The sequence below is a fragment of the Enorma shizhengliae genome (assembly GCF_009676995.1).
Taxonomy (GTDB): Bacteria; Actinomycetota; Coriobacteriia; order Coriobacteriales; family Coriobacteriaceae; genus Enorma; species Enorma massiliensis.
Genome location: NZ_VTFZ01000001.1, coordinates 242,336 through 257,728, shown reverse-complemented (window position 1 = coordinate 257,728; position 15,393 = coordinate 242,336). Strand labels below are relative to the sequence as shown.

Here is a 15,393-nt window from a genome sequence, read left to right as displayed (position 1 = left end):
CCAGGCAAAGAAACTGACCATCTGCCTCAGAAAAGCGTCGCGTAACTCGCAGGTGAAGGGCAAATTCAAGCTTCACCGTCGAGTTATGCGACGCTTTCGCATCGACGAGGCGGGGCGCGCCCTCTCGAGCGGCTCGCCCCCGGTCCTGTTGTGGAACATGGGCAGGAAACGGAAGGAACGGGTTTTTAATGCCCCCTCTTTTTATCCGTTTCTCGCCCCTTTTAAAATGAAGGAGAGCTCCCCCGCCCTTATACCAGTCCTGCCTTGGCGCGGGCGATGCGACCGGCCAAGCGGATGTCGTACGGCGTGGTCTGGTACACGTAATAGTTAAGCCAGTTGGTGTAGAGCAGCTGCGCCTGACTGCACCAGGTGTTGAGCGGCTCGCGCGCGGGGTCGTCGCCGGGGAAATAGTTCGCCGGCACCTGCGGGTCAATGCCGCGCTTCACATCGCGCTCGTATTCGAGCCGCAAGGTATCGGTATCGTACTCCGGATGACCAAACACGAAGAACTGGCGGCTGTCGACGCTCTTCACGATATAGAGCCCCGCCACCTCGGACGCCGCGACCACCTCAAGCTCGCCGCACGCCTCCACATCCGATGCGCGCACCTCGGTATAGCGCGAATGCACCGCATAGAAGCGGTCGTCGAAACCACGCACCAGAGGCGACGAGCGCTTGACGAGGTAATGCTCGTACACGCCCGAAAGCTTGGCCGGCAGCTCGTGCTTGTTGATGCCGTAATGATGGTAGAGCCCCGCCTGGGCGCCCCAGCAAATGTGCAGCGTCGAATGCACGTTCTCCACCGACCAGTCCATGATGCGCTGAAGCTCGGGCCAGTAGTCCACGTCCTCGAAATCGAGCTGCTCAACGGGCGCGCCCGTGATAATCAGGCCATCGAAGTGCTCATGCTCGACCTCTTCGAACGTGCGATAGAACGTCTCCAGATGGTCTTCGGAAACATGCGTCGCCTCGTGGCTCACCGTGCGCAGCAGCTCAACCTCAATCTGCAACGGGGTGTTGGACAGCTTTCGCATAATCTGCGTCTCGGTGGCGATCTTCGTGGGCATGAGGTTCAAGATGAGCACGCGCAGCGGGCGGATATCCTGGTGCAGCGCGCGATACTCGGTCATGACGAAGATGTTCTCGCGCTCGAGCGCCTGGGTGGCGGGCAGCGCATCGGGGATGCGGATGGGCATGGGTGCTCCTTACATGCAAATGGGCTCGCACTGCAGCGCGAGCCCAGACGCGCCGCGCGGCAACGTGAAATTCAATCTTTTCACGCGTTCATCGGGCCGTCAAGCAGTCGGTTGAGCAACTTTTTTTCGTCAGAAGCTGATTTCGTGGCAGTTATTTCAGATATGAACGATTCACGCGGCAAAGAGGGAGGCGCTGCACTGCCTTGGACAGACAGCTGGCAACAAAAGCGCAGGATTCGAAAGCCTGCATCCCATTGAAGGGCTGCTTTTGTAGCCTCGTGCGCCGGACAATCGTTCATATCTGAAATAACTGCCACAAAAAGACGCAAACGAAAAAACAACGGGCCGAGGACGGCAACGCGCCCCCGGCCCTGTCCAGAGCGCGCGTGGAGCTGTCCCAACCATGCGCGCCTATAGCCTGCTCAGAAATTACGCCCCCGCGACCTCCACGCCGGCGGCAGCCGCCAGCTCGGCCTCCTCGGGGTAGTACACGCCCCACTCGTAGCGAAGGCGCGTCATGATCTCCATCACATCGGCAGCGTAGTCCAGCAGCTTAAGCTTATCGGCATCACCCGCCACAGCGGCCTCGAGGTCGGCGATCTCGTACGCCAGCGCGTAGCCCTCCTCGCCAGCGCGAACCTCCTCACGGTGCCCGTCGTTCGTCCACACGATGGTCGCATGGTCGGCACGCGGATAATCGGTAGCCTCGATATAGCAGTTATCGAAGCTGATCATCGCGCGCTTGGGCTGCTTGGAATGGAGCGAGAGCGAGAACACGCCCAGCTGCCCCTCGGCGTTGCGCGTCACGAAGCCGCTCGTTTGATCCACGCCGGTCGTGCTGCGATTTGCAAGCGAGACAAGCTCCTTCGGCTGGCTTGCCATGAACAGCCGAGCGATGGAAAGGGCGTATACGCCGATATCGAGCATCGCGCCGCCGGCAAGCTTGGGGTTGTAAAAGCGATTGGTAAGATCGCCGTACTCTTTGAAGCTGCCGAAATTCACCTGCGCCAGGTTCATCTGGCCGAACTCGCCCGTGTTCATGCGGCGCACCAGCTCCTGGTACAGCGGCATGTGCAGAATGGTGGTCGCGTCCATAAGCACCACGCCGTGCTCATGCGCGAGGGCGCGCGCCTCGTCGAGCTCGGCGCTGTTGAGCGTGATGGACTTCTCGCACAGCACGTGCTTGCCCGCGGCGAGCGCCTGGCGCAGGTACGTGATATGCGTGTTATGGGGCGTCGTGATGTAAACCACATCGATGCTCGGGTCTGCATAGAGCTCATCGTAGGATTCGTACACGCGCTCAACGCCATAGCGCTCGGCAAATGCCCGCGCCTTCTCGATCGTGCGGTTGGCAACGCCTGCAAGCGGACGCCCGGCGAGCGCCATGACCTGCGCCATCTGGTTTGCAATCACACCGCAGCCGATAACCGCCCAGCGCAGCTGGGGCGCCGAGAAGATATCTTGGGGGAACGGCTGCGAGCTAATACGCGCGAACGCAGCGTCGGATGCAACGGCGGCGTCGAGCGGGGCGGCAACTTGATCGGACATGTGCTCCTCCTTCTGCACGGAGATGAACGCGATGACCGCAGGGGCAGATGCGGCTACCGTGAAAAACGGCCCCATTGTATCAGCTGAAACCCGCATGAAGCCGGCGTTTGCCGCAAAGCGAGCTCTTGTAACGCACCCACCGTGCGGCCCCCTGCCCCATGTATCCAAATTTGCGCTAAGTCGGTCTTTTTCCTGCATTTCTTCCGTGCGAATTGTCCACCGCGCTGGTAGAAGCATGTGTCATGGCCCGTCTACCAGGCATGTGAGGAATCGCCACCCATGTTTTCGCAGGATCAAAGACCGACTTAGCGCAAATTTGGATACTTTTCTCGAACCTGGGGAGTTATTAAATTAAAAAGCGCATCTTTTAGCCGCGGTGCTCGTCCTCGAACTCCGAAATAGCTTTGAGGAACGCCTCACCAAACTCATCCGCCTTGCGCTCGCCGATGCCCGAAACCTCCAGCAACTCCTCGCGCGTCGCTGGACGCTGGCGACACAGCCCGCGCAACGTTTTATCGCTGCAAACGATATATGGTGGCACGTCACGCCATTCTGCAAGCTCACGACGAAGCGCACGAAGCCGCTCGAAAAGTTCGGCATCGTCGCCGATCCGCGGCTTGCTGTCGAGAGCCGCCTCGTCGCGCAGCAAATCCACCGCGCGGCGCGCCCGCTCGGAACCAGCACGCCCACGCTTGCGGCGCTTGATGCTGAAGGCGAACTCCTCCGGGCTGTTCAGCGCCGCTAACCCTAAGTCACCCATGCCGATTACCGGATACTGTCCCATCGAAACGGTCAGGTATCCGCTGCCAATAAGCTGCTCCACCGTGTCCCTGACGCGTGCGATCGGCAGTTCGGCGAGCTTTCCATATTCCGAATCGCTATCAAGGCGAAGCGAACGAATGCGCTCGGTATTCGCCCCGTGCAACACGTCGGCAATAAGCGCTTTTCCAAAGCGACCCGGATGCTGAGAAACGAAGCGCATGATCGCGCGCGCGGCCTCTGTGACATCATCTGCCTCGAACGGCGTCAGGCAGTTCGAGCAATTGCCGCAACCGCGCGCAACCGCCGGAGCCGGGCTAGCCCCTTCCCTATCACGCCCATCTTCGCCGAAATAGCGAAGAATGTACGCCCGTAGGCAATCCGTAGTACGGCAATAGCCCTCCATTTGGGAAAGCAGCCTGAAACGGTTGCGTTTGGCCTGCTCGCGTTGCCCTTCATCGAGCTCGACATCGCCGGGGTCGCGGTCGATGAGCCGCCGCCGCAGGCTGAAATCGGCGCCATTCCACAGGAGCACGCATCCCGCCGGGTCGCCATCGCGCCCCGCGCGGCCAGCCTCTTGGTAATATGCCTCGATACTTTCCGGCGCATTCAGATGAATGACGTAGCGAACGTTCGGCTTGTCGATGCCCATGCCGAAGGCGTTCGTTGCCACGATTACCGGAATCGCATCCGTGATGAATCCCTCTTGGTTTACCCGGCGCTCCTCGGTGGAAAGGCCCGCGTGGTAATGCCCCACGCGAACACCCAGGGGCGCAAGCTCATGCATCAGGTCTTGCGCAAGCTCGTCCACCTTCTTGCGCGTTGCGCAGTACACGATGCCGCTCTCCTGCGCATGCGAATGCACGTAATCGCGCACCCAAGCAACCTTCGCCTTATCACCCAGCTCCTGCACTTCGAAATAAAGGTTGGGGCGGTCGAAACCCGTCGTGACCGTCTGCGGCGCACGAAGGCCGAGCATCGTGGAAATATCCGCCCGCACGCGCTCCGTTGCCGTCGCGGTAAAGGCGGCAAGCACCGGACGCTGGGGAAGCGCGGCAACGAACGAGGCTATCTCGAGGTACGACGGGCGGAAGTCTTGCCCCCATTGGGATACGCAATGCGCCTCGTCAACGGCAACAAGCGGTATGCCAATTCCACCCGGTCCCGCCGCCGCCCGTGCGAACGCGAGGAAGCGAGGATCGGCCAAGCGCTCGGGAGCCACGTACATAATCTGGTACCAGCCCTCGGAGGCTCGTTTGAGCACGGTGTTCTGCTGCGCCGGCGTAAGCGTTGAATTGAGATATGAGGGGCGTGCGCCTGCCGCCTTAAGCGCGCGCACCTGGTCGGCCATGAGCGAGACGAGCGGGCTCACGACCAGGGTAAGCCCGGGCAGCATGAGAGCGGGAACCTGATAGCAGATAGATTTTCCGGCGCCCGTGGGCATGACGCCGAGCGCGTCGCAGCCAGAAAGGATGGCGGAAACCATGCGCTCCTGCCCCGGCCTAAACGAGCTGTAGCCAAAGTAGCGCTTGAGCGTATCGAGCGCCGCTGCCGGCGCATACGAAGCCAAGGGCCCCACCCCATCGCCCTGATGCGAATATGCCAACGCTCGCCCCCTAGAGCACGAACCGGTACTGACTCCCTACATAATAACCGTCACCTTATTGGAACGAGATTGATTGCGATCGATATGAGGGGTCAGCGCGGGCCGCGAAACCAGAAGCGGCGCCGCCTGCGACGCCGCCGGATGCGCCTGCCCCCGGGCGGATTCGAAAACGACACCCGCGGGGAAGATGGCGGGCGGGTGCCGACGGCCCGAATCCGCCGGACAGTCCCTCAAAACCAGAAGCGGCGCCGCCTGCGACGCCGCCGGATACGCCTGCCCCCGGGCGGATTCGAAAACGACACCCGCGGGGAAGATGGCGGGCGGGTGCCGGCGGTCCGAATCCGCCGTACGGCCCCGCGAAACCAGAAGCGGCGCCGCCTGCGACGCCGCCTTATACGCTGGTGCCCCCGGGCGGATTCGAACCGTCGACACCCGCTTTAGGAGAGCGGTGCTCTATCCCCTGAGCTACGGAGGCAAGTAGGTAAAGTCTAGCAGAAACCGCCTGCGCATGGGCGCGTCGCGCAGATCATCCAACCCGGCCACCCATGACAACTGTCACCGATTATGCATTGACGTTTTGTCAATATTGCTCAACAATCAAAGATGCAGCAAATTCAGCGAAGAAGGAGTTAGCCCATGGCAGAGAGCCCCGGCCACGCGCGCCAGGCACGCCATTCGCACGAGGTGCGCCGCGAAGAGATTCTTCAGGCGGTCATCGATGTCTGCTCCGCCGAAGGCATCGGCAAGCTCTCGGTCTCCAACGTCACCTCCCGCGTTGGTTGCGCGCGTTCGCTTTTCTACCATTACTTCCCCAGCAAAGAGGTCGCCCTCGAGTCCGCGCTCGACTACACCATCGACGCCTTCATCGCACGCCTCCGCAGCTGGAACGAAGGACGCACCTTCGGCGATATCGAAGGCGCCCTCGACGGCATCTCCCATCTGCTCAAAACGCTCGTCCTCGAAATGCCCGGTATCTCGGGCTCTATCACCGAGGGCGGGGACGCCGTGCTCTATACCACGTTCGTGAACCGCGTGGCGGAACGCTGCGCGCGCTACATCTGCGAATCGACCGTCGTTGACTTCGCGCGGTACCACGAGGTCCTCATCGATAACGTCTACGAAACGTTCTACGTGCTCATCAGCGGGCTCATCCTCTACATTCGCTCGCATAAGGATGTGCCGGAATCCGTCATCAAAGACATCATCGCCTGCACGCTGCATATCGAGGGCTATACCGAGAAGTACAAGGACCGCCGGCCCGAGCACTAGCATGCCGCTGCCGCCGAGCCCCATCGCGGCCGGCAGCCCGCCCCTACCTCAGCGCGGGTGGCGCCAACGTCAATCGGCGTCCCGCAGGCTATCGTAGTGCTCCATGAGCGCATCCCTCTGCTGCTGGCGCGCCTCTTCAACGCGCGCCTCGGCAGCACGGTCGGCAAAACCCATTGCCACCGAAGCCGCGCCCAAGATGATGAATCCGCCCACTGCCATCACCAGCAAGCATCGTATGCCCACGCGCATGAGCTCGGGACGCAGCCGCTCATTGAGCTCGTTGACATTCTCTATGTTCGCCCATCTTTGCGCGCCGCAATGCGGGCACCACACCTTCTTGGAAAAACGCTGATATCTTGGCTCAGCAACAAGAACTGCGCCACGGCGCCTCGTCTTGGTAACGCTTCGCGACTTCGAGACGAAGGTTCGCGCAAGCTCGGCAGCATCCACGTCGAACCGCGCCCCACACGTATCGCACGTCGCCTGCGCCACAAGACCAGAGCGCGACGCGGAGCTCCGCAGGCGCCGAACAGCCATGACGCCGCAGCAGGCAACCCACGCGAGCAGTGCAACGCCCATCACCATGAGCACTATCAAACGCGGATCCACCGCTACCACCCCTTGCGCCGGCGCAACAAAACGGGGCAGAGGTCTATCCCCTGTCCCGTAAAGCTCGGCCTAGCCAACCTCAACTACGCCGCCCTCGCGCACGGTCACCGCCATGCCGTCCTGCACGTAACTCAAAAACTCATCGCCCAGGCTATCTATGACCGGCATCGATACATCGTCCAGCCATACGTCGGCGAGCACGGCGCCCGCCGCCGCCAACGAATCGATGGGCTCCGAGAACAGCATGCAGGCAGGCTGGCGCTTCATGGCGCATGCGCAGTACAGCACGAGGCCGCCCGTGGTGGAACCGATGGTCTGCGGCAGGCAGAGCGCGCGGCCCGCCATCTGCTTGCCGTAAAGATCCGGATTGTTCTGGTCGCCGCACGTGGCCTTCTTATCGCCAAATTGCAGCGCCTTCTGGAACGACGCCAGCGTGTTGAGCCCGCCGTGCGTCACCACGGCCTCCGCCGTGGTCTCTCCGGGCGAAATCACACGCCCTGTAAACGTCTTCATCAGCGCTCGCCTCCCTTGGTAATCTGCTCGAGAATCTCGTCATCGGTGTAGTAGCGCGCGGTGGTATACGTGCGCAACTTGTTGCTCGATGTGATAACCGGCATGCTCGCGCAGAGCGGGTTGTTCATATACATGAGCGGGCAGATATAAGAGGTAATCACGCCCGTCGCCTTGAGGCGCGCGGCATAGGGCGTCTCGCCGAAGCGCTTGAGCACCGCGGGTGCCGCCGTGAAGACCGTTGGGATGACCACGCGGTCGCGGCCCAGCTCCGCAAGCGCCTGCTCGATGCGCTCGGTCCACGTGACGAGCTGGTTGAGGCTCATGTGCGGGCACCCCATGAAGCACAGCTTGGGCCGAGCGTCGCGCTTCTTCCACACCACCGGATAGCTGTCGTAGACGCGCTGGAGCTCGGCGTCGTCGACCACGTACGTGCGGGCGCCCGGTTTAACGAGGCCGCGGCCCTGCCGCACCGCCTCGGGCGTGATTCCTTCCACATGGTAGAGGCCCACCGCGCCGTTTGATGCCGTAGCCGCGCCGAAATCCTTCAGATACGTGCGCGCGTCCTCATCGAGCTCGCCCAGCCACCGGTCGAGCCCCACGATATACGGCACGTCCTCCATCACCTTCATACCGATGGCCGAACCCAGAAGCTGCGCCTCGGGGCGCTTGGTGGTGCGCACCTCGACGATCCAGTCCGCCTTACGGCCTTCGTCCGTAAGCAGGCCGAAATACGGCACGTAGCCCACCACGGAGCCCATGAGGTCGATGATGCCCGAATTGCGGTTGCAGCGCGCGCCCAGAACGGAGTTGGCGTACACCACCGCACTCGACTCCGACCAGCTGAGCACCTCGCCCTCCGCTGGCGTATTGCCCACCTCATCCATATAGCAGGCGCAGGTGAAGGCGTCTTTCTCCATAAGGCCGAGCTTGTGGAGCTGTCCCTCGTAAAAGTCCTGTTTGGAGTACATGAACTTCTTGAACACGATGTTCTGGATGAAATTGCTGGGCACGTTGGGGTCGAGCGGGCGCGGGTCGGCGGAGAAGCGCTGCTTGGAGGTGGCGCCCGTCTCGATGAGTTGGTTCATGAGGTCGTAGACCGGCGTGAGCGCCTTCAGCCCGAACGATGTGACCAGATGGTTGTACTGACTGGTAACCGGCACCATCTTGGTGGCACCGAAGATTTCTCCGTAGCGCACGAGCGTTTCCATGACGCGAGCCATAGTCTCGCCCTGCGCACCGTCGAGGATGGCTTGCTGCTCCTCGGTTAGCTGCATGGTGTGGTCCATATGCTTCCTTTCGTGTTACGACTATCCTAGCGCAGGAATCTGGGAGCGGGGTGAAACTGCGGAGCGCCGGGGCGCGGGGCGCTGCAGGGCGCGGGCGGTGCACGATGGCGGTTGCGCATTCGCGGGCGGGATCCGGACATGCAAGGCGTTGTCGGGCGAGACCCGGGCAGCGCTCGCGTCGCCGGGCAGAATCCGGACACTCGAGGCGTTGTCGGGCACCTTTTGGACATGCAGGGCATTGTCGGGCGGCATTTCGCCATTTTTAGGGCTCCGAGCGTCCGAATCTCGCCCGAAGTCCCCCGTACTGTCCGAAATGCGCCCGGCAATGCGACGCTGTCCAGATCTCGCCCGATAATCCCCGCGTTGTCCGAATCGTGCCCGACAACGCGAGCACCGTCCAGATCTCGCCCGGAAACGCTGCGGCGCAACCACGCCACAACGCCGACTCCGCACCGCGGGCACCGACCCGCCGGCGGCGCCCCCGCAGCCAGATCGTTCCGCCGCTAAATCTTCATCGCCGTCTCATAGGCACCCCAGATCACGTTGCGCAGGTTGCCCACTTCCTTGCAATCGCCCACCAGATAGACGTTCTTGCCTTTCGGCGCAATCGGCGCGGGACTGTATCCAACCGAACTAATCACGCTATCGCACGGAATCTCGAACGTCGAGCCGTCCTTCGCGCGGCACGCCACGGCATCGGAACGCACCTCGGCAAGCATTGCCTCCAAGTGCACGGGCACTTCGTGCAGAGCGAACCATTCGCGCAGGTAGGAACTGTTAGCCAAGCACACGCCCGTCTGCGCGATAAGGTCGTCCTTCATCTCAACGATAACGGGATGCTTACCCTGGAGCGCCAGCTCATAGGCAATCTCGCACCCTGTGAGACCGCCCCCGACCACTACGACGCGGTCGCCCACCGGCGTGCCGGTCAGATAGTCACAAGCCTCGACCATGAGCTCATGGCCCGGGACGCTTCGCATGACCTTCGGGTGCGCGCCCGTCGCGACGACAACCGGCCCTGCGCCCAACGCGGCAACGTCGCGCACCTTGTCGTTCAAACGCACCTCGATGCCCAGCTCATCCATCTGGCGCCGATACCAAGCCAAGAGGTCGCGCAGCTTCCCCTTGTAGGATTCCGCGCTCGCCGCGATGAACGTTCCCCCGAGCTCGCCAGAGCGCTCGTGGATCACCGGCTCATGGCCGCGGAGCTTGAGCACGCGAGCGGTTTCCATGCCGCCGATGCCGCCGCCTACGATATGCACGGTCTTAGGAGCCGACGTCTTCACGATGCGGTGCTTCTTCCACTGCATCGTCTCGGCGTTCACCGCGCACCGCGAAAGCCCCAAGCTGTCCGTAAGCTCCTGGTCGTTCGGCACTCCCTTGTAGTGACACATGTTGAAGCATCCGTTGTGGCAAAGGATGCAGGGGCGGATATCTTCCGGACGGCCCTCGACGAGCTTCGTGACCCACGCCTGGTCGGCCAGAAACTGCCGCGCGAAACCCGCGCCGTCGAGCTTGCCCGCTGCGATGGCATCGGCCGCTACACGCGGGTCCAAGCGCCCCGCCGCGACCACGGGGATGTCCACGAACTGCTTGATGTGCTCGACATCCTCAAGATTGCAGTTCTCGGGCATGTAGATGGGCGGATGGGCCCAGTACCATGCGTCGTAGGTCCCGTTGTCGCAGTTGAGCATATCGTAGCCGGCGTCTTGCAGATACTTTGCCGCCCGCTCGGATTCCGCCATATCGCGCCCGACCTCGGTGTATTCCTCCCCCGGCAGAGCACCCTCGCGGAAGCCTTTCGTCTTGGAGACGACGCTGTAGCGCAGCGATACCGGGAAGTCCTTGCCGCAGGCCTGCTTGATGGCTTGAACGATCTCGACGGCGAAGCGATACCGGTTTTCGAACGAACCGCCGTATTCGTCGTTGCGACGATTGACGTAGGGCAGCGTGAACTGATCGAGCAGATACCCCTCGTGCACCGCATGGATCTCGACGCCGTCGACGCCCGCCTCCTGCAACAGCACCGCGCAGCGGCGAAACGCGTCGACCATCTCGTGAATCTCCTCGACGGTCATCTCGCGCGAGGGAACCTTGTCCGACCATCGGTTTGGCGTGGGGCTTGCCGTCGCGCAAATGCGGTCAAGGTCCATGAACGGTTTTGACACGCGCCGCAGCACCGGGTTGGTGTAGAGGTCCTCCATGAGCTTGCTCACGGTGAACGACCTGCCAAAACCCGCGGTAAGCTGGACGAAGAGCTTGGCGCCTGTGGCGTGCAGCTTGGGCATCCACGCCGCAAGATCGCGGTACATCTTCTTGTTCTTGTAGAGCCACTGGCCGAACATGGGGTTATACACCGGCTGGCAGCCCGGCAACACGAGGCCGACGTTGTTCTTGGCAACCTCAAGAATAAAGCGGGCGCCCGCCTCATCGAAATGGTTCTTCTCCATCCAGCCGAAGAGGTCCGTGCCGCCCATCGATGTGAGCACGATACGGTTTTTGAGCTCGACGTTTCCTATCTTCCACGGCGTGAAGAGCGGTTGAAGCCGTTCGTCCATATACATCCCCTTTCGTTCCCAACAGACCCTTGCGCATGATTCTACTTCGCGTTCATGGGAACGGGCGGTGTTCGTCGGCTGGCGGGGCGCATTAACGCGCAGCTGGCGTTAGCCCCACGGATCTCGCTCAAACAGCGGCTCGGGCTCGGGCAGACGGTCGGAATACGGATCGTAGCCGTCGTCGTCCTCATTCTCTGCTCGGATAAACGGGTCGCTCGGGGCCTCCGCCTTGCGGAGAGCTTCCTGCTTTCTGCCGCCAGCCGGCGCCGCCTGCTTTCCGCCGTCAACCGACGCCAGCTTGTCCAGGGCTTCCGCCATACCAGATCCTTTCCGCCGCGTTCCATACCGTAAGCATACCCCCTGCATTCACGAAAGCGGGCCCACATCTGCACCTTGGCTCAGCGCCTCGGGGAACACCGCTCCTGCATCCACGAGGAGAGATCGCATCTCCGCCGGCCGCACCCGCCGCGCCAGCCATTACCCCGCCGGCCCCCGCGCATACGGAACCATGCGCCGCAAAGGTCGGCAACGAACGCCTGTAGGGGTTCTTTTCAGCAGCGACCTCTCGTTCCAGTAATTAGTTAGCTATGGCTATCTTTTGTTGTTCGACCAACGGAAGGACCTACCATGACCCCGATACTCCTCATCGAGATTATCTCCGCCCTTGTGGGGCTGGTTTGCCTAGGCGCGCTTACTGTTCGCTTCATCTGCGTACGGCTCAACCGCACGCAAGGCAGCGGTACAGGAAGGGCGCGCACCCGGCGACACGCCGCTTGGGGAGTCGGCCTCGTTGCCGCAGCCGCGGTACACGGGGTGAGCGCCACGCTCTATGCATCGGGCGCGCATGCTGGAGCGTACGCGTGCGGTTGGGCGGCCCTTGCCTGCTTTGTTCTCTGTGCCGTGAGTATGATGCGCTTTGCGCACCTCAACGCGAGCGAATCGCGCCGCGCGCGCCTTGGCCTTTTTATTGCGGGCATCATATTCTTTGCGGGACACGTCGTTGCTGCGCGCCTTTAGCAGCCACGACCGCCTGCCACGCCCTGGATTCCCCTACGCCATCGATCTGCGCGCTATTCCTTTTCTTGCGGCAACTCCCCTAGGTTCTTGCCCCGAACGAGGCTACCCGATAAGCAGCGCCGGTAGCTCGTGCAGGCTCTGCAAGATGCCCACGCACGCTGTACGCACCTCGGGAGTCGGTTCGGCCCATTCGGGCACCATGAACGTCACCATACCGGCCGCGAGAGCCGCCCGCGCGCCATTCACGGAGTCCTCCACCGCCGCGCATGCTTCCGGCCTCGTGCCCAAGCGGCGCGCCGCCTCGAGGTAGATGTCCGGCTCGGGCTTCGAGCGCTCAATCTCGTCTCCGCAAACCGTCGTCGAGAAGAACTGCGCCAATCCGAAGCGCTCCATGAGCGGCATCGCGTGCTCCCGCTCCGTCGAAGTCGCAAGCGCCACGGGAAGGCCGGCATCGTGGAGCGCCCGCACTGCCTCGAATGCCCCCGGGCGCATCTCAAGATCTTCGTCGCGCATGGTGAGAAACAGCTCTGCCTGGTGCGAGAACAGCCGATCAACAAGCTGCACATCGCCAACCAGCTCAATCACCATGGTGCGAGCATTGGGAATGCTGCAGCCGACGAAATCATTGAGCATGCTATCGGGCAGAACGATGCCCATATCCGCCGCGGCCCTTCGCCACGATGCCTGACTCACCCGCTCCGTGTCCACGAGGGTGCCATCCATATCGAAAACCACTGCTTGCGGTGAGAGCATGCCGTTCCCTTCCTGAGATTGCGCTGTTTGGGCTCCGGTTATTCTATCAGGCGCAGCCTGAGGTGTGGCAACGCTACAATACAGGCCACAGGAGATGACGCCGACCCTCAAGAATCGCAGGGAGCACCATGGAGACTATTGCCAGCTTCACCGTTGACCACCTTACGCTCGAGCCGGGAATCTACGTATCGCGCGTCGACCGCGATCCCGCGACCGGCGCCGCAGTGACCACGTTCGACATTCGCCTGACCGCGCCGAACCGCGAGCCGGTCATGAATACCGCCGAGGTGCACACTATCGAACATCTCGGAGCGACGTTACTGCGCAATGACGCCGCGTGGAGTTCGCGCGTGGTGTACTTTGGCCCCATGGGATGCCGCACCGGCTTTTACCTTGTTGTTTTCGGCGAGGTCACGTCGCGCGAAATCCTGCCGCTCATTCGCGATCTTTTTGATTTCGTCGCTGGCTTTGAGGGAGAGATTCCCGGAGCTGCGCCCGAAGCCTGCGGCAACTATCTGGACCAAAACCTCCCCGCGGCGCAATGGTGGGCACGCCGGTTCTTGCGCGAAACGCTCGAGGATATCGACGACGCCCACTTAGCATACGGGGCATAAAGCCGCTTCGACACCGTTTCTGGCTACACAACCGATTACCCCTCGACGCCTGCGCGCGTTGCTCGTCACGCGTGCTAGACGTGGCGTTCCGCGCGCTTGCCCGTTGTTGCCCTCGCTGCCGTGAACACGCCGTTTCGCTCTGACATCGCCGCGCGTTCGAGCGCATTGTCCCTCGCTGCCGCGCGGACGCCGCCCCGCCCCCACCGGCGACCGCACGCCCGTGCCGCCTCGCTTCTTGCCTCCGCGCGTAACCCGTTTTGCTCCCAGCCCGCCGTTTCTGGCTAAAAATGTCGATTTATGGCAATCCGCACCCGCACCGAGAGAACGCCGCGACCTCATTAGCCCCCTCTTGTCGGGTCGGAAGCTCGCATTCTGCCCGTTAGCTGTCCCATCATCACGCGGATGGCGAGAGAGTCACTCCCGTCCTGTCCAAGTTTCCATCTTCCATCGCCAGAAATCGACATTTTTAGCCAAAATCGAGCACCGCAAGATACAAACCGATACTCGTCGGTTCAGACAGGGACAGGAAGCATGCAAGTGGAGCCCCGGGCACAACGCACCGGAATTCCAGCGCGTCACACAGGCGGCAAGCCGATACCGGCGCGCAACCCGTTGAGCAGTGCCAGTTGTCGCGCGCGATACCCCGCCACTTGATAGCGAAAACGTTGGTTGGCGTCGTCATAGATCGACTGTGCAATAGCTTCAAGCGCAACGATATCTATCATCTGGTCGCGATTAATCACGAGGACCTTGACCCCCATTCCCTTGAGGCCGTTATTGCGTTGGCCATCTCGTACGCGCACCGATTCCTGCTCGTGGTAGCCGCCGTTGTACTCAAGGTCGGACCCGGCGGCGGGGATGTACAAGTCGCACACGGCGTACGGAATCCCCGATGCCATCCGAACCGCCCGGGGAGAGAAGTCGATTCGATGGTTGAGAAGTATTCCTCCCTGAGGAAGCGCCCGCAAATTGAAGCCGCCCCAACGCATGGGAATAGAGAACATGCCAGCCATAACGGTCTCCATAGGAGAGGCCGAACCCGAGAGCGCATATTCAACAGCCCGACGAAACGTGGCGTATCGCCTGCCGGTTGCCCATGCAGCGACGGCACGCAGCTCGCGCATGGTCACGGCCGGTTCGCAGCGACAATGTTCCTGCTCCACGTTATACCGATCGGTAAAATCTGGCCACACGCCACCCCATGCAATGGGCAGCGTAGCTTCGGCAGGCAGCGAATAGATTCCCAGCAGCTCCATAACAAGCGCGTAGACCTCAGGCAGCGACCGCCCCTCAGAATACAGAAGCGTGGCGAACGCGGGAGAACAACAATAGAGGCCAGCGCCGACACGCATGATGGCACCCGCAGGCAAGGGCCTCGAAATCACGTGGCAGCGCAACCCGCTCTTCCTGCTTACATGAGATGGATCGCTCATCAAAATATGAAGCTCTTCGCTCTCGGCCCCCTGCCAGAAACCCTTACGGGCCAGCTCTTCAAAATCGATGGCAGTCTTGTTTGGAGCGCAAGAGGCAAGGACCCGGCGCTGCTCCCTTTTATCTAAGGGACGCCAGGTAACCGCAGCATATGAGCAGCGCTCAGCTCTCGCACCGCGGATGGCAGAAGTATGTGAAACAACGATGCACTCCATGCAACAACGCTATCACAAA

General features: G+C 61.9%; 13 protein-coding genes and 1 tRNA gene. 3 read left to right on the top strand and 11 right to left on the bottom strand.

Translation table 11 applies throughout. The features are described 5' to 3' along the window. Positions 1-248 precede the first annotated feature (248 nt). From metA to GJE22_RS00990, 4 genes are all read right to left on the bottom strand, one after another. Positions 249-1,196: a homoserine O-acetyltransferase MetA gene (gene metA, locus GJE22_RS01005; protein ID WP_144687347.1), complete on the bottom strand. Its 948-nt coding sequence runs from the start codon at positions 1,194-1,196 to the stop codon at positions 249-251. 429 nt (positions 1,197-1,625) lie between these two features. After that, entirely contained in the window at positions 1,626-2,744 is a 1,119-nt protein-coding gene (locus GJE22_RS01000) for a Gfo/Idh/MocA family protein (protein ID WP_144687349.1), read from the bottom strand. Between the two features lie 367 nt (positions 2,745-3,111). After that, a complete protein-coding gene (locus GJE22_RS00995) occupies positions 3,112-5,109 on the bottom strand; it encodes a RecQ family ATP-dependent DNA helicase (protein ID WP_328592312.1) in 1,998 nt (665 codons plus the stop codon). Positions 5,110-5,508: 399 nt separating this feature from the next. After that, a tRNA-Arg gene (locus tag GJE22_RS00990) sits at positions 5,509-5,584 on the bottom strand. 161 nt (positions 5,585-5,745) lie between these two features. Here GJE22_RS00990 and GJE22_RS00985 point away from each other — a divergent pair. Further along, on the top strand, positions 5,746-6,378 hold the full coding sequence (locus tag GJE22_RS00985) for a TetR/AcrR family transcriptional regulator (protein ID WP_144687351.1): 633 nt from the start codon (positions 5,746-5,748) through the stop codon (positions 6,376-6,378). A gap of 69 nt (positions 6,379-6,447) precedes the next feature. On the opposite strand, the gene GJE22_RS00980 is transcribed toward GJE22_RS00985, so the two are convergent. The 5 genes from GJE22_RS00980 to GJE22_RS00960 form a co-directional block, all read right to left on the bottom strand. After that, the gene (locus GJE22_RS00980) at positions 6,448-6,987 is read right to left on the bottom strand and encodes a hypothetical protein (protein WP_144687354.1); all 540 of its coding nucleotides are present in this window, start codon (positions 6,985-6,987) and stop codon (positions 6,448-6,450) included. A gap of 69 nt (positions 6,988-7,056) precedes the next feature. Beyond that, complete coding sequence (locus GJE22_RS00975; RefSeq protein WP_087186903.1) at positions 7,057-7,500, bottom strand: aconitase X swivel domain-containing protein; 444 nt, start codon at positions 7,498-7,500, stop codon at positions 7,057-7,059. Beyond that, the gene (locus GJE22_RS00970) at positions 7,500-8,786 is read right to left on the bottom strand and encodes an aconitase X (protein ID WP_144687356.1); all 1,287 of its coding nucleotides are present in this window, start codon (positions 8,784-8,786) and stop codon (positions 7,500-7,502) included. Before GJE22_RS00970 ends, GJE22_RS00975 begins: the two co-directional genes overlap by 1 nt. Before the next feature lie 503 nt (positions 8,787-9,289). Next, positions 9,290-11,344: an oxidoreductase gene (locus tag GJE22_RS00965; RefSeq protein WP_144687358.1), complete on the bottom strand. Its 2,055-nt coding sequence runs from the start codon at positions 11,342-11,344 to the stop codon at positions 9,290-9,292. Between the two features lie 108 nt (positions 11,345-11,452). Further along, positions 11,453-11,662, bottom strand: a complete 210-nt coding sequence (locus tag GJE22_RS00960; protein WP_144687360.1) for a hypothetical protein — start codon at positions 11,660-11,662, stop codon at positions 11,453-11,455. Between the two features lie 309 nt (positions 11,663-11,971). Between GJE22_RS00960 and GJE22_RS00955 the strand changes: the two genes are divergently transcribed. Next, on the top strand, positions 11,972-12,361 hold the full coding sequence (locus GJE22_RS00955; RefSeq protein WP_144687362.1) for a hypothetical protein: 390 nt from the start codon (positions 11,972-11,974) through the stop codon (positions 12,359-12,361). Between the two features lie 102 nt (positions 12,362-12,463). Here GJE22_RS00955 and GJE22_RS00950 read toward each other — a convergent pair whose 3' ends face one another. Next, a complete protein-coding gene (locus GJE22_RS00950; RefSeq protein WP_144687364.1) occupies positions 12,464-13,114 on the bottom strand; it encodes an HAD family hydrolase in 651 nt (216 codons plus the stop codon). Between the two features lie 128 nt (positions 13,115-13,242). On the opposite strand from GJE22_RS00950, the gene GJE22_RS00945 reads away from it, so the two are divergent. Further along, the gene (locus GJE22_RS00945) at positions 13,243-13,728 is read left to right on the top strand and encodes an S-ribosylhomocysteine lyase (RefSeq protein ID WP_144687366.1); all 486 of its coding nucleotides are present in this window, start codon (positions 13,243-13,245) and stop codon (positions 13,726-13,728) included. A 575-nt stretch (positions 13,729-14,303) separates the two neighbouring features. On the opposite strand, the gene GJE22_RS09945 is transcribed toward GJE22_RS00945, so the two are convergent. After that, on the bottom strand, positions 14,304-15,374 hold the full coding sequence (locus GJE22_RS09945) for a hypothetical protein (RefSeq protein WP_218957858.1): 1,071 nt from the start codon (positions 15,372-15,374) through the stop codon (positions 14,304-14,306). Positions 15,375-15,393: the final 19 nt, after the last annotated feature.

Excerpts from the sequence above, each read along its gene's own strand:
- metA (WP_144687347.1), bottom strand. The coding sequence starts at position 1,196 with ATGCCCATCCGCATCCCCGATGCGCTGCCCGCCACCCAGGCGCTCGAG.
- GJE22_RS01000 (WP_144687349.1), bottom strand. The coding sequence starts at position 2,744 with ATGTCCGATCAAGTTGCCGCCCCGCTCGACGCCGCCGTTGCATCCGAC.
- GJE22_RS00985 (WP_144687351.1), top strand. The coding sequence starts at position 5,746 with ATGGCAGAGAGCCCCGGCCACGCGCGCCAGGCACGCCATTCGCACGAG.
- GJE22_RS00975 (WP_087186903.1), bottom strand. The coding sequence starts at position 7,500 with ATGAAGACGTTTACAGGGCGTGTGATTTCGCCCGGAGAGACCACGGCG.
- GJE22_RS00970 (WP_144687356.1), bottom strand. The coding sequence starts at position 8,786 with ATGGACCACACCATGCAGCTAACCGAGGAGCAGCAAGCCATCCTCGAC.
- GJE22_RS00965 (WP_144687358.1), bottom strand. The coding sequence starts at position 11,344 with ATGGACGAACGGCTTCAACCGCTCTTCACGCCGTGGAAGATAGGAAAC.
- GJE22_RS00960 (WP_144687360.1), bottom strand. The coding sequence starts at position 11,662 with ATGGCGGAAGCCCTGGACAAGCTGGCGTCGGTTGACGGCGGAAAGCAG.
- GJE22_RS00955 (WP_144687362.1), top strand. The coding sequence starts at position 11,972 with ATGACCCCGATACTCCTCATCGAGATTATCTCCGCCCTTGTGGGGCTG.
- GJE22_RS00950 (WP_144687364.1), bottom strand. The coding sequence starts at position 13,114 with ATGCTCTCACCGCAAGCAGTGGTTTTCGATATGGATGGCACCCTCGTG.
- GJE22_RS00945 (WP_144687366.1), top strand. The coding sequence starts at position 13,243 with ATGGAGACTATTGCCAGCTTCACCGTTGACCACCTTACGCTCGAGCCG.
- GJE22_RS09945 (WP_218957858.1), bottom strand. The coding sequence starts at position 15,374 with ATGGAGTGCATCGTTGTTTCACATACTTCTGCCATCCGCGGTGCGAGA.